Raw genomic sequence first — 18,317 nt, 5'->3', positions numbered from 1 at the left:
GACTAAGCTCCCGTCGCCACGATGGTGTGGTGTCCCGATGCAGCCAGATCGTTGCTAGCCATTGCGATACGTTCCTGCGGTCGATCACTGCCGGATTTGCGGATGCTCAGATTGCGCACCCGGTCCACGCCCTCGGTTCCCTGCACCACAGCGCCAACTTCAGATAAATATATGGCGCGACCAAATTCCCAACCTTCGCCATCCGGGCCACCACTCAGCGGATGCAGGAACGCCCGCAACTCGTCGAACACCCGCTTCTCGACCGCCTTCGCCTCCTCGATGCGCAGGGGGATCACTTCTGCTGCGACGTCGATGGGAACGTAGCGCGGACCGATCACGTCGATGCGGCTGCCCAGGGTCGCCAGCGCTCGATCCGTCAGGAAGTCCTTGACGGTGTGGAGCAGGTTCTCGGTCGGGAGCGGCTGGTCCTCGTCCCCGTGCGGCACGATGATCACCGTGATCCATCCCGGCGCAGTGCCCTGACGATTGTCCTTGGTCAGGGAATCTGCACTGGTCAGTGCCAGGCAGCGGGACTTCGCGACCTCTCCCGCGGCCTCGCGCGCCAGCCATTCGTAGTCCTCGACGGTGACGGCGCGATTCCGGCTCTTGATGCGCAAAGGACCACTGATCGCCACATTGGCGATGGCTTCCGCATCCGCGCCGCCGTGCGACGCTTCGAGGTTGAAGACCTGGTCGACGAGAGGGATGGTGGTTTTCAACTCGGTCAAGGTGCGCAGCGCACACTGGCCCTTGGCGCCGCCACCCGCGCGGTAGATCCTGACCATAATGCTGTCCTTGCCTGCCGGCGGAATCCGGCCGTGCACACTGTCGCCGAAGGTAATGGTGCCGGTTACGTGGTCCACAACATAATGGCGATCGGCAGGTGTCGATAGGCTCATTGCCGACACGGCATGCCAGCGCACCCAGACTTCGATGACATTGCCAGCGGCATCGGTAACGGTGCGAACCGCGTCCGGACCTTCGTCAGCCGCAATACGCTGCTGGTCCGCGTCGCCCGGCGGCGTGGGCTCGCGAACCTCGATGATCTGGCCCGCCAGTATCGGCGTCTTGGCGAACTGGAACCTTTGATCGGGGTCGCCATTGCTCGAGCCGAGGATGTGGTCCCTGAAGGTTACGCCGTGGCTGGCCCAAACCGTGTTCAAGGCGATTGCGCCCAGTCGGGGTGGTGCAGCGTAGCCGCCAGACTCGAGGCTGGCGCGAATCCACAAGCCCTTCCTGCCGAACAGATATCGCTCCCTTGCATTCGCCGGCGAGATGAAGCGCAGGAGCCCGCTGCGGGTGAGATTTGTCGTCTCGTCTTCGGCCGGCAACCGCTGCCAGTCCGTGCCGTTCCAATACCACCAGACGACGATCGCTGCGCCTGCCGACCCAATGGCCTGGGCCGGCTGTCGAGATCCATAGAGCGGCTGCACGACCTGTAGGTAAATGCTCAGCGCGGTGCCGGTCGGGGTGGTGACGGGGTCGAATACAAGGTAGAGCGCGGGCCGGTTTTCGTTCCATCCGAAAAACGGTTGAAACGGACCGGGCGCGGTCACGTCCCGATAGGTGAAGCTGTTTTCCGTCAAAAGGGCGTGCGCCTTCCCGCTGCTCGTCACGCTATAGCTGAGATCCATGGATTTGATCGACGGGACCGCGAAAGTCGCGGCGACGTACATGAAGGTATCGACCAGTCCGTTCTTTGTCAGCAAGGCCAGGATGCTCTGGTACTTTTTGGAATCGGTTTCGATTTCCGCCAATTCCTGCTGCAGAGCGGCATTGGCCGTCTGTTGGTACCCGGCTTCCCTACCGTAATCACCCGCGATGATTCGGATGCGAATCCAGTAGTCGTCGATGCCATTGACCGACGTTGGTACGATCGGCGGGCAACGGAAAGTGACGGCACCAGCTTGTGTAAAGGCCTGGCTGGTGTCCGAAAATTCGAAGTCACCCGCGGTGGGCGCACCGCCCTGCGTGGTCGTGCCGACAATGCGCCAGATGGAACCGTCCCAGTACTCCCAGGCCAGACTCACCGTCTCGACCGGTTGGGGAAGCGCTTGCGACAGGTCCACGTCCAGCGTGATCAGGGCATGGGGGATGCTGAGTGCCTGGAGACTGGCGATATAGAGGGTGTCGTTAAATTTGGGACGTTCGCCAAACGGGAAGAAATCCTTGCTGATATCCAAAGGAACATTGTTGAAAAAGGCCAGGTATGCGGGTACCAGCCGATCGTCGATCACCGTGCCGACGGCAATACTGCTGACCTGCACTGGCACGGCGTCGTTGGTCTTCGCCCGGAGCCAATAGCTCGATCTGCTGACCATGGCACCGACGTCATCGTGGCCGGCAACCGTCACCGGGGCAATGCCCGGTGTCTTCAGGGAATATCCTGAATTGCCTGTAGTCACCTCTTCCGGCTCCCGCCAACCCGCAGCCGTTGAATACTCCCAGCGCAAGATCGGCAACTGATCGTCCTTTGCCAGAGTGAATTCAACGGTCAAGCCCGCCCCCGCCCGGTCGGCATTTGCGTACAAGCTGTCGTGCCCGATGTAGAGCGCATGCGGATTCGCTTGCCACGCAGACGGCCCGCCCGCATCACCAAACACTTCCAGGCCAGCGGCGTCAGGAGCTGCAAGCAGTCCGCTCAATTCGATGTAGCGGTCCTTGCGCAGGTCCACCGAGAACGCTCCCGCCAAGATGGCGCGGGTCACGATCAGGTCCAGTTCCGTCTCGAAGACGACATCCTCGCGTTTGGCGGCACCCACCTGCGTGCCTCTCGGCACCAGTCGGTCGGTCGGAGCCTTGTCGGACAAGACAAAGGTCAGCGGCGCGCGCGCCGGCTGGGGTGGCTTTCGGTCTATTCCCAGAAAATCCAGAAACGCCAGGAAATTCTTTTCCGGCACGCGGTTGATCTGACCGGTGAGCGTTTCCCCCATGTGCGCGGCCAGCTTCAACAGGGCCATGCCGAAGTCGCTCTTGTCATCGGCAACACTCAGGATCTGGTCGTCGTCACCACTTATCTCTGCCGCCGACTTCCACTCCTTGAACCGATCCGGGATCCTCCGGATCATTTCGATCAGAAAATGCTTGGCGCGCCGCGGATCAATGGGCGGATGGCTCGCGGACAAGGTCATTCCCTCCCCAGGTAATAGGGGTAAACGAGGTTGTGTTCGCGGTTCGTTGTGATGACGCGGTAGTCGATGCTGATCAACAGCGTGGCATCGGAATCGGAATCCGCCTGTGCGTCCACCAGGAGCAGTTCAATCCTGGGCTCCCACTTTTGGAGCGCCTCGCGGACAAAAAAGATTGCCAGGCCGGCGGTCGAGGTATTGTTCGGGGCGAACGCCAGGCGATTCAGATCGCAGCCAAACTCTGAGCGCATCAGTCGCTCGCCCGGCGGAGTGCCGAGCACGATCCGGATCGACTCCTCGATCGATTGTTCGTAGGCGGACACTGCAATACGGGTGATGCGGTCGGGTCCCGCAGCGACCGCAATCGGGAATCGCCAACCGACCCCGAGAAAGTCACGTTCCGCCATGGCCGCGCTTACCCGATGAACACGGTGCCAACCGCAAGTACGGTTCCGGCCGGCAGGTCGGAAGGATCATTGCAGGTCGTCGCCATGTCGCCGTTGCGGGCCGCCATTTTGCCGTTGATCTTCACGGCGGTGCTGCCGACCTTGATCGTGGCCCTGTTGCCGGGCGGATTCTGGAATGGGCCGCCCTGGGGAATGTGCGGCGGGGTATTGGAGGCCGTGGAATCTACGGTCGCCGCCGCCATCCCCATGATATTCACATCGGCGCTGAGAGCGCCGTCGATGATCCCGACAAAGGGATGCGGCAAGGGCGTGGGCACCGGCGCAGGACCGGCCGGGATCATCACGATGTGGATATCGGTTGCCATCACCTGGTCGCCCTTTTTTGCCGCTGCTTGTCCCATGACCATCTCCTAGTTGATGTTGACGGTCGCGCCCTGCAAATTCATGGTGGCACTGGCCTTGATATTCATTTCCGAACCGGCTTCCACCTTGATCGCGGCGCTGGATTTCAATTCCAGCTCTTTGGCGATCAGGCTGATCTTGCCCTGCGGCGCGTTCAGCACGAGGTCCTTGTCGGTGGTGATGGTGATCGTGTTTTCCTTGCTATCGATGACCACGGAGTTCTTGCCGGTCTTGTCGATGACCTCGATTTTTTCGCTGCCATCCGTGTCGTCAAGCTTGATGATGTGGCCGCTGCGCGACTTGATAAGCCGGACGTTATTCTTGCCATCGTTCGCGAACTCCGGCGGCAGGACGTCGACGCCGTTCCATAGCGCACCAATCACGAACGGTCGGCGCATGTCGCCGTGCTCAAAGGCCACTAAAACTTCGTCATCGACCTCGGGCAGAAACACGCTGCCGCGTTCCTTGCCGGCCATCAGCGTCGCCACCCTGGCCCATTCGCTCTCGTCATCCTCGGAAAACCAGGGAAATTTCACCCGCACGCGGCCGAGGTTGTCCGGGTCCTTGAGGTTGGTGACAACGCCAATGGCGACCCCTGCTCCGGATACTGGAGCGGTGACATCTCGGCCGCCGTGTTCGCCGCTGCCTGCAGGAGCATTCGCGGCGCCGATCAGCTGCTGACATAGACTCATACGGAATTCCTCGTAACTTCGAAGCGAGTACGATAGCCGGTCGGCCCGATCGTGTGTTGGGCCGATACGACGTAATAGGGGCCGCTGAATGCCTTGCCGACGCCGGCAATATCGATTGTCTTGCCGGCGCGGATCAGGGGCGATCCCGCGCATTCCCCTTGCGCCTCGATGAAGTTGCTTTGCTGGCGGTTGTACCAGGCTTTCGCCATCTGGGCGGCCGCATCGGCGTCGGCCAGGATCTGCCCCGGAATGGTGCGTGTCGCCGACGTAAAGGCGGCAGCCGACAATTCGGCACCGGTCTGCTTGCCACCCATTTTCGCTGTTTCGTCGCCAGCCCCTGCTTTGCCCAGAATGAGTTTCTTGGTCTTTACATCCCAGCCACGCACCTCGACCTTGGCGCCGTCGGCTATGACCCGCTGGCGTGGCGTGAATTGGATCAGGTCGCGGCGATAGGTCAGGCTGATAACGGGATCGTCCTGCAGCTTGGGCTTGCGAAAATAGAGTGTCTTGTCCTCAACCGACACCTCATAGTTGAGCGGCCAAGCCAGGCGTAACAGGAGCGCCAGGTCGGTTTCGTTATTCTGCGTGACGTGCGGATGTTTTTCGGTAGTGCTCTCGGCTGCGGCGGTCAAGCCAATCGCATTGCCGATCTCGGCGGCGATGTCGCTGGATGTCTTGTTTTGAAAGGTGCGCTGGCGGTTCCCGAACTGAAGCCGGTGCAGGCGATTGTAGGCCCGAACCCGCAAGCTGTCGGGGCCGTCGATGCCGCCGAACGCGGGCTCCAGGGCAGTGACCTCACCGGTAAATACAGCGGTCTCGCTATTGATGCCGAGTGCCATTTCAAGCGGCGTACCCAGCGCAAACTGGTCGAGATAGGCTTCATTCAGGCGCATGCGCATCCCGTCCCAGAGATTGACCGAGAAACTCAACATCGCCGGCATGTTGAGGTCCTCGCACAACTCTACCGAGCCGATGTCGGCCTTCAGCGCCGGGTCAGCTGCGACCTTGGCTATCGACAACGTGAATCGCGGTATGCCGACCAGCGGCGTGACGGGCGCGCTCATGCTCTCGAGGCAGGTACCAGCAACAGGCGGCCAAAGTCCTGTTGAACTGGAAATCGCAAGGGGTCGGCGATGCCGTTGGCGTCAGCGATTGGCCGCCACAGACGCGGGTCACCGTAGACCTGCGCAGCAATCATTGGCAGCGTGTCCCCTGACTTTACTGTCCAAACCATCGTCGATGTGATCATTGCCGGTATCCTGATATTTCTCCGTTTGCCGCCGTGGCCACCCTCAACTGGATTGCGGCCACGCTTTGAGCGTTAGCGTCAGCACCGATCTGACCGGAGTGCCGTCAGCGAGAAACAAAGAGAAGTCTTCTTTGAGACTCACCACGACCCCCTTGTAGGTGCTCTTTCCCCACTGGAACAGGCAACCCACGGCCTGGCCCGTTTTCGATTGGCCCGGGTCAAGCCGTTCCTTGAAGTGTTTTGTCTTCTCGCGAACATCGGTACGTGCCTCGTAGCTGTCGTAGTTCAACGTGAGCACGAGATCGCCTGCCGTAGTCTTCGTCCACTGCAGGCTTTGCCCGACTTCGTTCCAGGTGATGTTCCAGGTGTTCGAGTAGGTCGCCGGGTTGAACTGCACCGTAATTCCGGCACCAGCTATCGGCTTTCCGTTCGCGTTGAGCGGCAGCAATTGCGCTTTGTGATCTGCGCCGGGATTCATGATCGGATACCTCTCCGTTCCCGTTCCACCACCAGGCGCCGCTCGAGTATGCTGAAAACGCGGTCGGCGAGGAACTCGATCGACATCGACGATACCTTGCCCCCGTGGCTACTGCTCAGGTCCTGGTGCGTGGCAAGTGCTGTCGGAGTTGGTGTGGCTGCGCCCAAGGTCGCGGCCACAAGCGTCGGAAGCGGGTTCTCTTCCGCAAACGAGGTCCGCAGGGTAAGCTCGGTGGCCATCGGGCGCGTGCCGGCTGCTGGCTGCGCCGCCGTCGGCACATCGACCACCAGGTCGGTCATATCCGGCGCTTGCAGGACATCACCTAGGTCATGACGCCGCTCAAGCCCGGCCACTAACGGACGGTCAAGGATCTGTCTGGGCATGATCAACGCCCGAGCCGGCTGCCATCGCTCTGGAGTGGTCCGAGCATCCGGCAAGGCGCTGCGGCCAGCCGCAGATATCGTCAGCGGCAGCGTGGAGGTCAACTGCCGCGTGCCATCGCTGCTTGGCGTCGCGGTGATCGCCGACGCTGCTGGATAGTTGTGCTCCGGCGCTGCTGCAGATGACCTCACGCCGAATGACGGGCCACCGAACGATCCGCCAATAGCCGCGGTGACCGGCGTACCAAGCCTGGGCAGGGCGAGCAATTTGCGTTGCACGAGCCGCTGATCGCCCGCCATCGACACCTGCCGAAGCAGGCCAGAAGCAGGACGCGAGGCCGCGTACGACGGAGCGCCGCTACGGGCGACTACGGGTACCGCTAGCGTCGGCGCGCGACCAGCGGCATGATCGTGCATACTGGGTGGCACCTCATGCGCGGTGGCTGTGGATGACGCCAGGATGCGCTCGGCAGTAGTGGATCGGAAGGCCGTGGCGGTGACGTGACGAGGATCAGCGACGGGACTCAGGCCAGCGCTGGTGGTCGGGCGGCGAACCACCATCCCGTGTTCAGCGAGCGTTGTTGCAGTATCGGCAGGGACCTTCGCGCGATCCGCGCCAGGCAGTGCAATGGCCGTTGCGGTGGCTTGACGGGTCATCGTCAGGGGGACGCCCAGCGCGCATGGTGCAACAACGGTCATCGCAGCCGGCAAGGCGCTGCGGCCAGCCGCAGATATCGTCAGCGGCAGCGTGGAGGTCAACTGCCGCGTGCCATCGCTGCTTGGCGTCGCGGTGATCGCCGACGCTGCTGGATAGTTGTGCTCCGGCGCTGCTGCAGACGACCTCACGCCGAATGACGGGCCACCGAACGATCCGCCAATAGCCGCGGTGACCGGCGTACCAAGCCTGGGCAGGGCGAGCAATTTGCGTTGCACGAGCCGCTGATCGCCCGCCATCGAAACCTGCCGAAGCAGGCCAGACGCAGGACGCGAGGCCGCGTACGACGGAGCGCCGCTACGGGCGACTACGGGTACCGCTAGCGTCGGCGCGCGACCAGCGGCAGGATCGTGCATACTGGGTGGCACCTCATGCGCGGTGGCTGTGGATGACGCCAGGATGCGCTCGGCAGTAGTGGATCGGAAGGCCGTGGCTGTGACGTGACGAGGATCAGCGACGGGACTCAGGCCAGCGCTGGTGGTCGGGCGGCGAACCACCATCCCGTGTTCAGCGAGGGTTGTTGCAGTATCGGCAGGGATCTTCGCGCGATCCGCGCCAGGCAGTGCAATGGCCGTTGCGGTGGCTTGACGGGTCATCGTCAGGGGGACGCCCAGCGCGCATGGTGCAACAACGGTCATCGCAGCCGGCGCAAGCGGCGCCGTGGCGACAATCAGCGGATTGCGTTGCACCAGCAAACGTCCCATAAACACGGGCTGTGGCCATGACCAGCCCGGCGTCCACGTCGCCGAGGCCCCGTGCGATGGCCTCACCAACTGACGATCGAGGCTGGTCGCCAGCCGGACAGCCTGTCGCGCCGGCGCCTCGGTTACGCCGTCCAAAGCGGTTGGCCCTTTCTTTCCCGTGCTGGCATCACCGGCAATGCCAGCGGGTTGCAGCATGCGCAGCACCAACGACGGTCCGCGCCGGATAACCGGCGCAACGAAATACTTGCCGAAAACACGTGCGGCAAACGTCGCTGCTACTGCCGGGCCTGTCGCCTGGATGACGGGTACAGGGTGCCCGTAAGTGGCGGCGGTTCGATCGTCCCGAGGGTCATCTGGGGTCATGTTGCTTTCCTTTGATGCCCCTCTTGCAGAGTAGTCGTGCATTCTAGAAACCAACCGAACCGACGACGCCGAGAACGCCACGAACGCCGGACAGGGCCTGGTTTAGCGCTGACTTGGTCAGGCCGTGGTGCGCCAGGGTCAGAGTCTCGAAGGCAACCTGCCCAGATGCAGCGTTGAGAGTCGGTCCGGACCACTTGACAGGGAAGGCCTGGAAAAAATCCCACCACATCGCAGGAATACCCTGGGAGTCGAGCAGATAGATGCTGCCGTTTTTGCGCTCGACCTTGCCGGCCACCACATCTGCATACCAATTCCAGAGCAGATCGTGATCGGTCTGGCCTTTCTTCAGCACCAGGTCGCTCTGGGTGGTCCACTTGGGAAGCCTGTGAACGTAGTCGTTTACACCGCCTTCGCGAATCGACTCGACCTCGGTACTCATATCCAGACCCGACAGCTCGCTGAATCCGCCGGCGATGATTCCCTCGATCTCGACCAGGAAGTTATACGCGCCATAGGGATCCCGGCGCGCACCAAGGGCACGGCCGGCGATGGTCATCGTGGCATTGATGCCTGAAACGGGCATGATTACCTCCGCTCGTACTGCTCATTGAGCTTCTTGTTGATGGCCGAGACCTCATTACACCAGCGATGGCGGTCCCGATGCTCTAATTCGAATATCTCCGCATACGACCAGTGCAGGTGATAAGCCAGGAAGGCTACCTCCTCGTATAGTGCACCGAGGGGGTAGCCGGTTATTCCCCGGCTCCACCTCTACGACGAACTGATGGTCGCACTTGGGGCACACCGTTGTTAGGGTATTCGACCCCTGCTCGTTGATGCGCCGGTAGATGCCCTGGAGGTAACTGAGGTCCTCCGCAAACAGGCCCTCGATGACCCGGGTATTGACCATCTTGACTTCTCCCAGCCGAGTGATCACCCGCGACAGAAGGATGATCGTCAGGTACGCGGGATTCTGCTGCACCCGCGCATCCTTCATTGGCAGAATCTCGTCGCCGGCTGTCGCCAGCCGCATCACGCCTTCCTTGTGCAGGTTGCCATCCGGGTCCAGATAACCCTTGGGAAGGATGAATTCATACTCGGTCTGCAGTGCCATAACGCGCTTCCTTGCCGGTCACGATGCAAGTCATAATCCACCGGCAGAAACCGGTGGCCTGATTTGTCGGCGCCGAAAAGGCGCCTTGATTAATTACTGAACCCGAACGACTTCCTCACAAACCAGATCCAGACTCTCGATCAGCACCTCGGCACCCTTGGCGGACAGGTCACTGGAATCGTACTTGGTGGGCCAGGCCTCCATGATATTCCAGCGCGCCTTGTCGTCGCCGGCCTCGTCGATCAGCACCAGCGACAGGTTCTTTCGATTGTCCTGCGCGCCTTTGTCGATGACCTGCTTACGCCAGTTGTAGAGGTCCATGGAATCGGTCAGACCCCATTTGAGAGTGACGTTGCCGTAAGTGGTCTGACCCGAAAGCTTGCGGTTATGCACCGGGTCGGTGCCTTCGCGGTAATCGATCGGCGCCGTGGTCGAGTCCGGAATCACGGCATCGGCGAACGCGGCCTGGTTAATGCCGTCGATTTCGACGCGAAAGCGGAAGTTACGATAGGGATCTTTGCGTGCCATGTTGAAGTTCCTCCTCGATCAAGTTAACCGGCTTTGCCCAAAGTCTTCTGGCTGATGCGGATGATGACGAACTCGGCCGGCTTGACCGGCGCCACACCCACCTCGATGATCAGACGCCCGGCGTCCACCACCTCGGGTGGATTGTTTTCGGCGTCCACTTTCACGAAGAAGGCCTCCGCTGCGCTGGTGCCGAATAGGGCCCCGTCGCGCCACACGTTGGTCAAGAATGCCGTGATATTGCGTTTGACCCTACCCCACAGCATCGGTGTATTCGGCTCGAATACCACCCACTGGGTGCCCTCGTCGATCGTTTCTTCGAGGAACAGGAACAGTCGGCGCACGTTGACGTACTTCCATTCCGAGTCCGCAGACAAGGTGCGGGCGCCCCAGACGACGCTACCGGCGCCAGGAAAGGAACGAATGACGTTCACGCCGATCGGATTGAGGGTGTCGTGCTCACCCTTGGTGATCACACGCTCGAGCCCGATGGCCGATTTCAGATACCCCACCTCGATGCCGGCCGGGGCCTTGTGGACCCCGCGCGCCACGTCGGTGTGGGAGTAGATGCCGGCGATGGCGCCTGAGGGTGGAGTGAGCTTGCTCTTGCCGGTGAGCGGATCGGAAATGGAGATCCAGGGATAGTAGATGGCTGCGTACGAGGAATTGAAGTTTCCGGTTACCATCCTGAAGGCGGCGGCCCCTTGCGCATCCAGGTTCTGGGGTGTGTCCGCGACAAAGAAACAATCTTTGCGGTTATAGCAATAGGTATAGGCGTTCTGCGTGACGGTGGCATTGCCGAGGGCATCCGGAATGGCGACGATGTTGATGTCGTCCACCGGATCGAAGGAGTTGATGAAGCCGGTGGCGCCAGCCCAATCGGAGCTCAGCAGCGTGTCGCCATCCAGGCCCCGGCCAGAGGGGTGGTGCCGTTGGGTGGCCGGGTAGCGCCGTTGTCGACCATTTCCACCCACTTCGAGTCCACGCGCTTGAGAACATGATCTGGCCTTGCTTCATCCAGCGTGACGTTATCGAAGGCCTCGACGACGGCACCATCATAAACAATGCTCAGCTGGAAGTAATCGATACGCACACTACCTCCCGGCAACGTGGTCTCGTCGGCCACCACGGCGCTCAACGCGTTGCCCCAGATGCCCTCCGAGTTGGCGCGCACGACCAAGCTGCCCATAGCCGCGGTCTCGGCCTTCTTGAGCGTCGTCGCGCTCCCCTTGGCCGCACGGATCACATAACAACGCGTACCGCCCTCGCTGAAGAACTGGTAGATCCGCATAAGCCAAATACCCATTCTCAACGAAGCCGCCGAAGGTGGCGGTAAATTGTGTCCAGTTGGTGATCAACCGGGGCTTACCGATTGGTCCGCGCTGGGCGATGCCGACGAATGCTCCGGTCGAGGTTCCCACCCCTTCGACCGGCTTGATTCCCGATGAAACTTCCTCAACATAGACTCCTGGCGAAAGATACTCTGGCATGGCAACTCTCCCTTTTCCCGGGTTAGGTGTTACTGCAATGCGAACGACAGGCTTTATTCCGTTTCCTCCTCGTGTCGAGCGCCGGGATGAGCGGCCCGCCGCTTCGGGCGGGGCGATTCCGGCGCCTGTGCAGGTTCGGATTCCGATGGCGCGGGAAGCGTCGACTCGACCGTCGGCTCGGGTGAGGCCGCCGCACTTCCCTGCCCATCGCGCTCCCGCAACGCCCACTGCCCGCTCTCAATCAGACTCTGGACATGTGGGAATCGAGGTCGGTTGCCGAGACACCGCACTCCTCTCGTGGCTGGAAATGAAGCATCCTGCCGTCGCGGAGCAGGGCGCCGGTCGGTTGAAACAGCCTGTTCTTGATGACTGGCATGATGAACATCCTTCCTTGAGTTGGCGCGATATGTGTTGGTGATTTACCCCAGCCGTACGTCGCGATGGTCACACCGTGAATTTTCTTCGTCGGTGGCGCGATTGTTCGTTACTTTCACCGTGATCCAACCCTGATAGTTTTTTCCACGACACGGCTGATGGGCGCGATCCTCGATGACGGCACCTGTACCGGCGATACCACGTAGGTCACCGACAGGCTGAAGGCCTTGTTGGGGAACATCGCCCATAGCCGGTTCATGTCCTCCAACGAGAACGGATGGGCGTGATCCGCACGGCCTCGTTGCCGGCATCGACCATGGTTGGCGGAAAAAAAAAAAAAAAACAAAAAAAAAAACAAAAAAAAAAAAAAAAAAAAAAAAAAAAAAAAACAAAAAAAAAAAAAAAAACAACAAAAAAAAAAAAAAAAAAAAAAAAAAAAAAAAAAAAAAAAAAACAGCACGGCGTGTCAAGACTGGATGGTCGTAGAACACGCGCATCACGGACTCCAGGTGGCCCAGGGCGGTATCGGGATCCTGGGACAATGCGGTGACCAGGTAGAAAAGATCCAGTGGTAGCGGCGGCGGACGCAGGCCGTCCACGCCAACCTCTTGCTGTTCCGCATTCCTCAGGTACGAATTCTGCTGGACCTGGAACAGGAACAGGGGCAACCTTGGCCGACGTGGCGGCGTCCACCGGCGACTTCATGACGATGTCGCCGTCAGCGAACCCGGCCTGACTCTTGAGCAGATCGATCATCGTTTTGCCTGCCGAGGAGATGATTGTTCCGATTTGTTCAGCCATCGAGAGCCTTGATCAGGTGGTGGTAGGCACCGAAGTCGTTCGCGGTGCACGGCCAGCCCAGCTTCTTGTACTCGCGCCTGGTGGCCATAATGAGATGCTGCATCGTCAGACCCGTGCCTTCCGCGGCTGCAAGGAACGCACGCACATAGTCCGATGTTCCTGATGTTCCCGCCCGGCACCTTAAACTGCTTCGCCAGGAACCGGAAGTCGATCTCCTCATCCCTGGGCACGTCGGCAGGGAAAAGCCCCTCCCATAGCCTGGTTCGGTGCTCCTCGTCCGGAAACGGAAACTCAACGACGAAGTGCATGCGGCGACAGAAAGCTTCATCGAGATTATTGCGAAGATTGGTCGCCAGGATCACGATGCACCTCATGCTGCTCCATCCTCTGCAGGAGGTAGCCGGTTTCGATATTTGGCATACCGGTTCATGGGCATCCTTGACTTCCGAACGTTTGCCGCGAAAAGCGCGTCTGCCTCGTCGAAAAACAAGATGGCGTTGCCCGACTCGGCTTCCCGGAACATCTGGTCCAGGTTTTTCTCCGTTTTCGCCAATATATTTGCTCACCGCCTGCGACAGATCTATCTTGTACATATCAACTTGGAGCTCGGCGCCGATGACTTCGGCTGCCATTGTCTTGCCGGTACCGGGAGGCCCTGTGAAGAGGGCGGAGGCGTTCAGGCTTTGCCGAGGGACAGCCGGCGCTCGAATCCCGTACAAGGTAGACGATGGCCTGTGCCGGGCGCTGATGCACAGCTCCCAGCAGCCGCGGTGATTGGCGCAGGACCAGATTGTCCCATTTGCTGCAACCGGCGCGGTCTTCACGGCTAGGACGAGACCTTCAGCAGCGACCTGCGCACGACAGGCCTCGGAGAACCTCGCGGTCGACCGGTTTGTCGCGCGGGGTCACGCCAGTAGGCAATCGTTTCGGCCGCATCGAGAGTCATTTCGTATTTGCTAGGCGTTGAATCTAAAGGGCTCGCCGTCGCCAGGGTCTATGGTGGCATGGACTTGGCGCGCCGCGGAGGTGGTCTTCCAAAGAGATCGCGGACTCAACTAGCGGGTGTCGGAACGCGATCTCGAATATAGATCAATCTCACTCAGCTTGACGGGAGACCAAGGATCTTCCAACAAGAACGTGCGTGCGAGAAGCCACGGATGGCGGTGAACCACGCTTCGCGCTGCGCGAAGCTCCTTGGCATCATCAAGCCAAGAGTATGTCTTTCAATTGCAGATGGCCGACGGCAGCAGAACAGCCTCGGAGTCCGAGCAGCCAGGGCAGTTCGCTGAAGTCGGCCCCGCCGCCCAATCGCGTTCTCGTATCGACGAAACACCCCAAAAGCGCAAGATCGCGGCAAATGACTTTCACGGCGGGCGCTGCGCGGCAGTCCGCGCCGTAGAGATGAACCGCGGGACGGCCCTTCGGCGCTTCGCTGGAGGAGGTGATGGCGGACGAACGCATATCGGCGGGCTATGTTTCGCCAAGGACACGGGTAGCGAGGCAGCCGTGGTCGTTGGTGATCAGCCTGGCGACAGGGGCAAAAGCCGATCGTCGATCGACGTGATGCCAGAAGTAATTGGCACGATTCTTTGACTCGATGTAGGAGCGCACGCGAGAGAGACGGCGCCACGGCGTCGCCCCTCGCGTCGGCCACCTGGAGAAGGCCTGTACGTCGATAACGTGATGAACGGAAAATGCATGCGGGCAGATTGTCTTCGCCCTGGTGGGACCAACACGCAATCCAGAAGCAGCGCCGCGCTGGTGTTCCCGAGACATTCATCTGCAGGGAAAGCGTAGTGCTTTTCGTTCTGGCGTCAGATCTCGATGGAAAACATGTCAGGCAGGCACTGCTCCTCGAATGTGCTGAGCCGAAAGATGCTGCCAAACGTGGCAGGGCCAAGGTGAGTTCCCGCAGCCTGACTCGCGCGACGCGTCTGTTCGAGTCCCGACCGCCGAGAGCGGAGAGCGTCAGCAGTGCATTTCCCATGACGGCGTCGCTGCACCTGCGCGGAATAAATACGCTACCGAATATGGGACCGTTCCGACTGTAGTTCGCTATACGACGAATGCGACGCTCTCGCTTGGGCCGGAGCACGGCAATGCGGATGCGCAATGTCGAGCCGACCAACAGCTCATCGTCAACATGCGCCCCGCTATGGACTAGCAACGACCAGCTGCGGATAGCAATCTGGTGAATGTATCACGCTCGAAAAGTAAAGATGCGATTCCTGACTCTGACTCACACGGACCATAATGGTGGTGTGTCATGTAAGGCCGAACGAGAGGAGAGAAGAATTTCTGAGGCTGCTATGCTAGCGGGGGGTTTTTGCGAAGAGGCCATCGAAACACCCCCCGAGATTTATAACAGCATATATACGTCCGAATCACGCGCCGTCAACCGCACCTCACGCTAAATTTGTTCTCCGCACCGCCCCACGCTGGCGTTCCGACGCAGTCGGTCTCGCAGATAACAAAGACCGGCGGACTATAAGGTAAGCGCCGAAAAATTCCGGAGAGCCTGCATTGCGTGCTGCGACTGTCGAGCCACGAACGGACCTGATGTTGCGCGGGGGGGGGGGAAAACGGGATGATGAAGGATTGGATGCTTAAAGAGTCGAGCAGTGGCACAGCACCCCGCCAGCAACGACATCCCCCCCCCCCCCCCGGTGATCTTTCCACCGTCCAGGCGAGACGCGCGGACCTCGAGACCGGTAAACCTTATCACCGCACACGGAACTACGTTAATCTACCAGCCGAGCGAACGCGATACAAGCCGCGGTTTTCACGGGCGGAAGTTAAGTTAGATTTTGCAGATCGCGATAGCGCTCATCCACGTCTTCGCATCCATCAAGTCGACGGGCGGTGGTTCCAGGAGGTAGCAGCCGTCGAGACAACTGATCGGGGCTTTGGCCTCTTCGTCGAGGCGCAGACACGACGCCTCCTCCAGATGTGAGCGTGACGAAAATGCTGAGCTTGTGGCGTTTGACCCAGTTCTGCAGGGCCACCAGTCCCGCCTGTGCGCTGGCACGTTTGGCACCCTTCACGAAGGCGTTGCGTTCGGACTAGAGGCCGCGCGCGGTGAGCTACCTGGATCGTCAGCGGGGGCGAACAGCCGAAGTTCACCACCAGAGCCATGACGCCAGATGGCCCTCGGCACCTTATCGTGAAGTTCAGCGAGATCGAGGAGGGCCCGTAAGCGAGCGCTGGCGTGATCTGCTGATGGCCGAACACCTCGCGCTGAACACGCTGCGCGAAGCTGGCGTTCCTGCTGCCAAGACGCAGATATTGGACCACGGCGCTCAGCGCTTCCTCGAGGTCGAACGTTTTGATCGCACCGGCAAGCTGGGCCGGCGTGCGCTGATCTCTTTGGCCGTGCTGAATGCCGAATTCGTCGGGGCAGGAACAGGTGGCTGGCCTGCCATAGCGCGCCACCTTGCCGTTGACGGCCTAATTCGTCCGCAAGCAGCCGACGGGGCAGATCTCCTGTGGGCCTTTGGCACCCTCATCGGCAACTCCGATATGCACAACGGGAACTTGTCATTCGTCTCCGACGATGGTCGGCCGTATGACATTGCGCCAGCCTACGACATGACGCCCATGACTTTCGCACCCCGAAGTGGTGGCCGGCTTCCTGACACCCTCTCCGAAGCAAGCATTCACGCCAGTGTGGCCAACGAAACCTGGCGACGGGCAGAAGCACTGGCGGCGCGCGTTCCTCGCCGGGGTCGTGGGTTAAGTAACGATTTGGACCCTGCATCACCGCGCTGGAGCAGCACATCGAGACGGCCAGCCTCAAGATCGAACGGCTGGCTTGAGTCTGTCGCAAGAAGCAACCCCAGGCAGGTGGCTGAGGTATGAATCGCCCTGGCAGGCCAGGAAGCAGCCACGGGCACTCCCCGCCCTCTTGGCAGTACACTGAGCCTTTGGGCGCCGAGTTGATCGCGATGCAAGCTTGTCCGTGGTGCGAAGGTTTCGACCTTTACCGTGACTACCATGATTCGGAATGGGGCGTGCCGCTCTACGATGATCGATCCCTGTTTGAACTGCTGATCCTGGAAGGAGCGCAGGCCGGTTTGTCCTGGGCGACGATCCTCAAAAAACGAGGAAAACTATCGCCGTGCCTTCGATGGTTTTGATCCCGGCGCGGATAGCCGAGTATGACGACCGAAAAGTTGCCGCATTGTTGGCCGATGCGGGGATCGTTCGAAATCGCGCCAAGGTAGCCGCAACCATCCAGAACGCCAAAGCCTACCTTCTACTCACCGGCGACGGACAGTCGTTCAGCAATTTCTATGGCATTTCGTTGATGACACCCCGATTCAGAATCAATGGACGACAATGGCCGAGGTACCCGCCAAGAGCAACACGCTCGGAGGCCATGAGCAAGGCCTTGGGTCGAGCCGGGTTCAAGTTCGTCGGCGCAACGATTTGCTACGCGTTCATGCAGTCGACGGGCATGGTCAACGACCATCTAACGACGTGCCCGCGTCATGGCGAAGTCCAAGCCAGCTTCCGCAGGTAGTTCCAGCCGCCGCGACGGGCATAGGTCACCGCGCTCGCCGGCGCCCTCTGTCCCGAGCGCCGCATCGACTGGTGCGCCCGGTCCGACGGCGAGCAATAGCTTACCGACCGCCTCTCGTCATCCGTCGCTGCGGCGCGGCCGCCAACGCCAACGTCAGCTTACTTGATCCAGCCGTTAGAGAGCATGCGGCTGATCGCCGCGTTCGCTGCGGGCCGATCGAAGCGTGCGGGATCGAAGTCCAGCCCCGCCCAGGTGCGCATCTGTTCGGTCTCTTCTCCGTAAGGATCGCTCTCGAAGCTCTCCACGAACTCCTGGTAGCGGCCAACGCCACCGGCATCCTCGGGCGGACATGCGCGCTCGCCCGCCTCGACCCCGGCGACGGGTCCGTCGTTGTAGCGATCATCGCGGGCGCGAACCTGCTCGACGCTGATGCGATGTTCCCAGCTGTCGCCAAAGTCGTAGAGGTAAGTGAAGCTGCTGCCCATCGCCAGGCGACGGTCAGAGTCGGATGCGCTTTTCGACGGCAACCGGCTGGTCGGGCTCATCGTACTCCGCATCCGGAACACCGATTCTCATGTTGCCGACCCGGAACTCGTGCAAATGGACATCCTGCAGCCCATCGCGGGCCTGAATGACGTGGGCAGATGGCGAAGCTCGGTCTCCGTTGATCACGAATCTGGCGCCAGATGAGGGCGTCGTATCGACGAGTCTGACATTCAATGTGCAACAGCGGCGAGGATGAATTCTTGCGAGTAGTTGGCCAGGGCGCTTCCTGATCATTTTTCACATTCTACGGAAGCTTGCCCCCTGCCTCCATTCACTCCACGAAAATGCAGGAAATCTTGTTGACCGCCCTTTGGTAGGTGGGTCGCCATGGCACCGCGAAACGCCCGGTGCGGATTAGGTGAGCTGGCTTCAACGGACTGCGAATTACTGCTGCTGGAGCACGCTTTCTGCGGACAAGCCGATTTA

20 protein-coding genes and 3 pseudogenes are annotated in these 18,317 nt (G+C 60.5%); 5 read left to right on the top strand and 18 right to left on the bottom strand.

The features are described from left to right. Positions 1–2 precede the first annotated feature (2 nt). The 14 genes and pseudogenes from QZ648_RS08440 to QZ648_RS24895 form a co-directional block, all read right to left on the bottom strand. A complete protein-coding gene (locus QZ648_RS08440) occupies positions 3–3,131 on the bottom strand; it encodes a putative baseplate assembly protein (protein ID WP_291996708.1) in 3,129 nt (1,042 codons plus the stop codon). After that, a complete protein-coding gene (locus QZ648_RS08435) occupies positions 3,128–3,535 on the bottom strand; it encodes a GPW/gp25 family protein (protein WP_169065096.1) in 408 nt (135 codons plus the stop codon). Before QZ648_RS08435 ends, QZ648_RS08440 begins: the two co-directional genes overlap by 4 nt. A gap of 8 nt (positions 3,536–3,543) precedes the next feature. Further along, positions 3,544–3,936 (bottom strand): PAAR domain-containing protein, encoded by a 393-nt coding sequence (locus tag QZ648_RS08430; protein WP_291996707.1) that lies wholly within the window; start codon positions 3,934–3,936, stop codon positions 3,544–3,546. Between the two features lie 9 nt (positions 3,937–3,945). Beyond that, a complete protein-coding gene (locus QZ648_RS08425) occupies positions 3,946–4,629 on the bottom strand; it encodes a phage baseplate assembly protein V (protein WP_211203596.1) in 684 nt (227 codons plus the stop codon). Next, positions 4,626–5,693, bottom strand: a complete 1,068-nt coding sequence (locus tag QZ648_RS08420; RefSeq protein WP_169065094.1) for a contractile injection system protein, VgrG/Pvc8 family — start codon at positions 5,691–5,693, stop codon at positions 4,626–4,628. Before QZ648_RS08420 ends, QZ648_RS08425 begins: the two co-directional genes overlap by 4 nt. Next, the gene (locus QZ648_RS08415) at positions 5,690–5,878 is read right to left on the bottom strand and encodes a LysM peptidoglycan-binding domain-containing protein (RefSeq protein ID WP_291996704.1); all 189 of its coding nucleotides are present in this window, start codon (positions 5,876–5,878) and stop codon (positions 5,690–5,692) included. Before QZ648_RS08415 ends, QZ648_RS08420 begins: the two co-directional genes overlap by 4 nt. Positions 5,879–5,921: 43 nt before the next feature. After that, complete coding sequence (locus QZ648_RS08410) at positions 5,922–6,356, bottom strand: hypothetical protein (protein ID WP_169065092.1); 435 nt, start codon at positions 6,354–6,356, stop codon at positions 5,922–5,924. Further along, positions 6,353–8,518 (bottom strand): hypothetical protein, encoded by a 2,166-nt coding sequence (locus QZ648_RS08405; RefSeq protein WP_291996702.1) that lies wholly within the window; start codon positions 8,516–8,518, stop codon positions 6,353–6,355. Before QZ648_RS08405 ends, QZ648_RS08410 begins: the two co-directional genes overlap by 4 nt. Positions 8,519–8,561: 43 nt before the next feature. Continuing rightward, the gene (locus tag QZ648_RS08400; protein ID WP_169065090.1) at positions 8,562–9,101 is read right to left on the bottom strand and encodes a phage tail protein; all 540 of its coding nucleotides are present in this window, start codon (positions 9,099–9,101) and stop codon (positions 8,562–8,564) included. A 2-nt stretch (positions 9,102–9,103) separates the two neighbouring features. Continuing rightward, positions 9,104–9,196, bottom strand: a complete 93-nt coding sequence (locus QZ648_RS24900) for a DUF6760 family protein (RefSeq protein ID WP_366144107.1) — start codon at positions 9,194–9,196, stop codon at positions 9,104–9,106. Between the two features lie 88 nt (positions 9,197–9,284). Then, positions 9,285–9,632: pseudogene (locus QZ648_RS08395) on the bottom strand (phage tail assembly protein); the annotation flags it as partial. A 93-nt stretch (positions 9,633–9,725) separates the two neighbouring features. Next, the gene (locus tag QZ648_RS08390; protein WP_169065088.1) at positions 9,726–10,160 is read right to left on the bottom strand and encodes a phage tail protein; all 435 of its coding nucleotides are present in this window, start codon (positions 10,158–10,160) and stop codon (positions 9,726–9,728) included. 23 nt (positions 10,161–10,183) lie between these two features. Further along, a pseudogene (locus tag QZ648_RS08385) lies at positions 10,184–11,647 on the bottom strand (phage tail sheath C-terminal domain-containing protein). Between the two features lie 490 nt (positions 11,648–12,137). Then, the gene (locus tag QZ648_RS24895; protein ID WP_366144105.1) at positions 12,138–12,263 is read right to left on the bottom strand and encodes a hypothetical protein; all 126 of its coding nucleotides are present in this window, start codon (positions 12,261–12,263) and stop codon (positions 12,138–12,140) included. Positions 12,264–12,299: 36 nt separating this feature from the next. Between QZ648_RS24895 and QZ648_RS24890 the strand changes: the two genes are divergently transcribed. Then, the gene (locus tag QZ648_RS24890; protein WP_366144098.1) at positions 12,300–12,572 is read left to right on the top strand and encodes a hypothetical protein; all 273 of its coding nucleotides are present in this window, start codon (positions 12,300–12,302) and stop codon (positions 12,570–12,572) included. Here the strand turns inward: QZ648_RS24890 and QZ648_RS24885 are convergent. Both QZ648_RS24885 and QZ648_RS24880 read right to left on the bottom strand, forming a co-directional pair. After that, positions 12,490–12,699 (bottom strand): annotated as a pseudogene (locus QZ648_RS24885) (Pvc16 family protein); the annotation flags it as partial. The gene QZ648_RS24890 and the pseudogene QZ648_RS24885 sit on opposite strands and share 83 nt — an antisense overlap. A gap of 494 nt (positions 12,700–13,193) precedes the next feature. Continuing rightward, positions 13,194–13,346 (bottom strand): hypothetical protein, encoded by a 153-nt coding sequence (locus QZ648_RS24880; RefSeq protein WP_366144104.1) that lies wholly within the window; start codon positions 13,344–13,346, stop codon positions 13,194–13,196. 710 nt (positions 13,347–14,056) lie between these two features. Here QZ648_RS24880 and QZ648_RS08370 point away from each other — a divergent pair. The 4 genes from QZ648_RS08370 (at position 14,057) to QZ648_RS08355 (ending at position 17,345) form a co-directional block, all read left to right on the top strand. Next, complete coding sequence (locus QZ648_RS08370) at positions 14,057–14,416, top strand: hypothetical protein (RefSeq protein ID WP_291996699.1); 360 nt, start codon at positions 14,057–14,059, stop codon at positions 14,414–14,416. 1,626 nt (positions 14,417–16,042) lie between these two features. Next, a complete protein-coding gene (locus tag QZ648_RS08365; protein ID WP_366144097.1) occupies positions 16,043–16,681 on the top strand; it encodes a HipA domain-containing protein in 639 nt (212 codons plus the stop codon). Positions 16,682–16,767: 86 nt separating this feature from the next. After that, on the top strand, positions 16,768–16,959 hold the full coding sequence (locus QZ648_RS08360; RefSeq protein ID WP_291996758.1) for a DNA-3-methyladenine glycosylase I: 192 nt from the start codon (positions 16,768–16,770) through the stop codon (positions 16,957–16,959). Continuing rightward, a complete protein-coding gene (locus tag QZ648_RS08355; RefSeq protein ID WP_291996757.1) occupies positions 16,950–17,345 on the top strand; it encodes a DNA-3-methyladenine glycosylase I in 396 nt (131 codons plus the stop codon). Before QZ648_RS08360 ends, QZ648_RS08355 begins: the two co-directional genes overlap by 10 nt. A 158-nt stretch (positions 17,346–17,503) precedes the next feature. Here QZ648_RS08355 and QZ648_RS08350 read toward each other — a convergent pair whose 3' ends face one another. Then, positions 17,504–17,890 (bottom strand): plasmid pRiA4b ORF-3 family protein, encoded by a 387-nt coding sequence (locus QZ648_RS08350; protein WP_291996698.1) that lies wholly within the window; start codon positions 17,888–17,890, stop codon positions 17,504–17,506. Between the two features lie 231 nt (positions 17,891–18,121). Further along, positions 18,122–18,317, bottom strand: a 196-nt coding sequence (locus QZ648_RS08345) for a hypothetical protein (protein WP_291996697.1), incomplete at its 5' end; no start/stop codon positions are given.

This window comes from Candidatus Accumulibacter sp. ACC012 (assembly GCF_907163155.1).
GTDB classification, from domain to species: domain Bacteria; phylum Pseudomonadota; class Gammaproteobacteria; order Burkholderiales; family Rhodocyclaceae; genus Accumulibacter; species Accumulibacter delftensis.
Note: the sequence above shows the minus strand (reverse complement) of the source record. Positions and strands in the feature narration are given on the sequence as shown.

Coding starts and splice junctions, on each gene's coding strand:
- QZ648_RS08410 (WP_169065092.1), bottom strand. CDS start 6,356: ATGAATCCCGGCGCAGATCACAAAGCGCAATTGCTGCCGCTCAACGCG.
- QZ648_RS08350 (WP_291996698.1), bottom strand. CDS start 17,890: ATGAGCCCGACCAGCCGGTTGCCGTCGAAAAGCGCATCCGACTCTGAC.
- QZ648_RS08435 (WP_169065096.1), bottom strand. CDS start 3,535: ATGGCGGAACGTGACTTTCTCGGGGTCGGTTGGCGATTCCCGATTGCG.
- QZ648_RS08400 (WP_169065090.1), bottom strand. CDS start 9,101: ATGCCCGTTTCAGGCATCAATGCCACGATGACCATCGCCGGCCGTGCC.
- QZ648_RS24895 (WP_366144105.1), bottom strand. CDS start 12,263: ATGTTCCCCAACAAGGCCTTCAGCCTGTCGGTGACCTACGTGGTATCG.
- QZ648_RS08365 (WP_366144097.1), top strand. CDS start 16,043: ATGGCCGAACACCTCGCGCTGAACACGCTGCGCGAAGCTGGCGTTCCT.
- QZ648_RS08360 (WP_291996758.1), top strand. CDS start 16,768: ATGCAAGCTTGTCCGTGGTGCGAAGGTTTCGACCTTTACCGTGACTAC.
- QZ648_RS08405 (WP_291996702.1), bottom strand. CDS start 8,518: ATGACCCCAGATGACCCTCGGGACGATCGAACCGCCGCCACTTACGGG.
- QZ648_RS08390 (WP_169065088.1), bottom strand. CDS start 10,160: ATGGCACGCAAAGATCCCTATCGTAACTTCCGCTTTCGCGTCGAAATC.
- QZ648_RS24880 (WP_366144104.1), bottom strand. CDS start 13,346: ATGTTCCGGGAAGCCGAGTCGGGCAACGCCATCTTGTTTTTCGACGAG.
- QZ648_RS08430 (WP_291996707.1), bottom strand. CDS start 3,936: ATGGGACAAGCAGCGGCAAAAAAGGGCGACCAGGTGATGGCAACCGAT.
- QZ648_RS08370 (WP_291996699.1), top strand. CDS start 14,057: ATGGCCGACGGCAGCAGAACAGCCTCGGAGTCCGAGCAGCCAGGGCAG.
- QZ648_RS08440 (WP_291996708.1), bottom strand. CDS start 3,131: ATGACCTTGTCCGCGAGCCATCCGCCCATTGATCCGCGGCGCGCCAAG.
- QZ648_RS08355 (WP_291996757.1), top strand. CDS start 16,950: ATGGTTTTGATCCCGGCGCGGATAGCCGAGTATGACGACCGAAAAGTT.
- QZ648_RS24890 (WP_366144098.1), top strand. CDS start 12,300: ATGGGCGTGATCCGCACGGCCTCGTTGCCGGCATCGACCATGGTTGGC.
- QZ648_RS08425 (WP_211203596.1), bottom strand. CDS start 4,629: ATGAGTCTATGTCAGCAGCTGATCGGCGCCGCGAATGCTCCTGCAGGC.
- QZ648_RS08420 (WP_169065094.1), bottom strand. CDS start 5,693: ATGAGCGCGCCCGTCACGCCGCTGGTCGGCATACCGCGATTCACGTTG.
- QZ648_RS08415 (WP_291996704.1), bottom strand. CDS start 5,878: ATGATCACATCGACGATGGTTTGGACAGTAAAGTCAGGGGACACGCTG.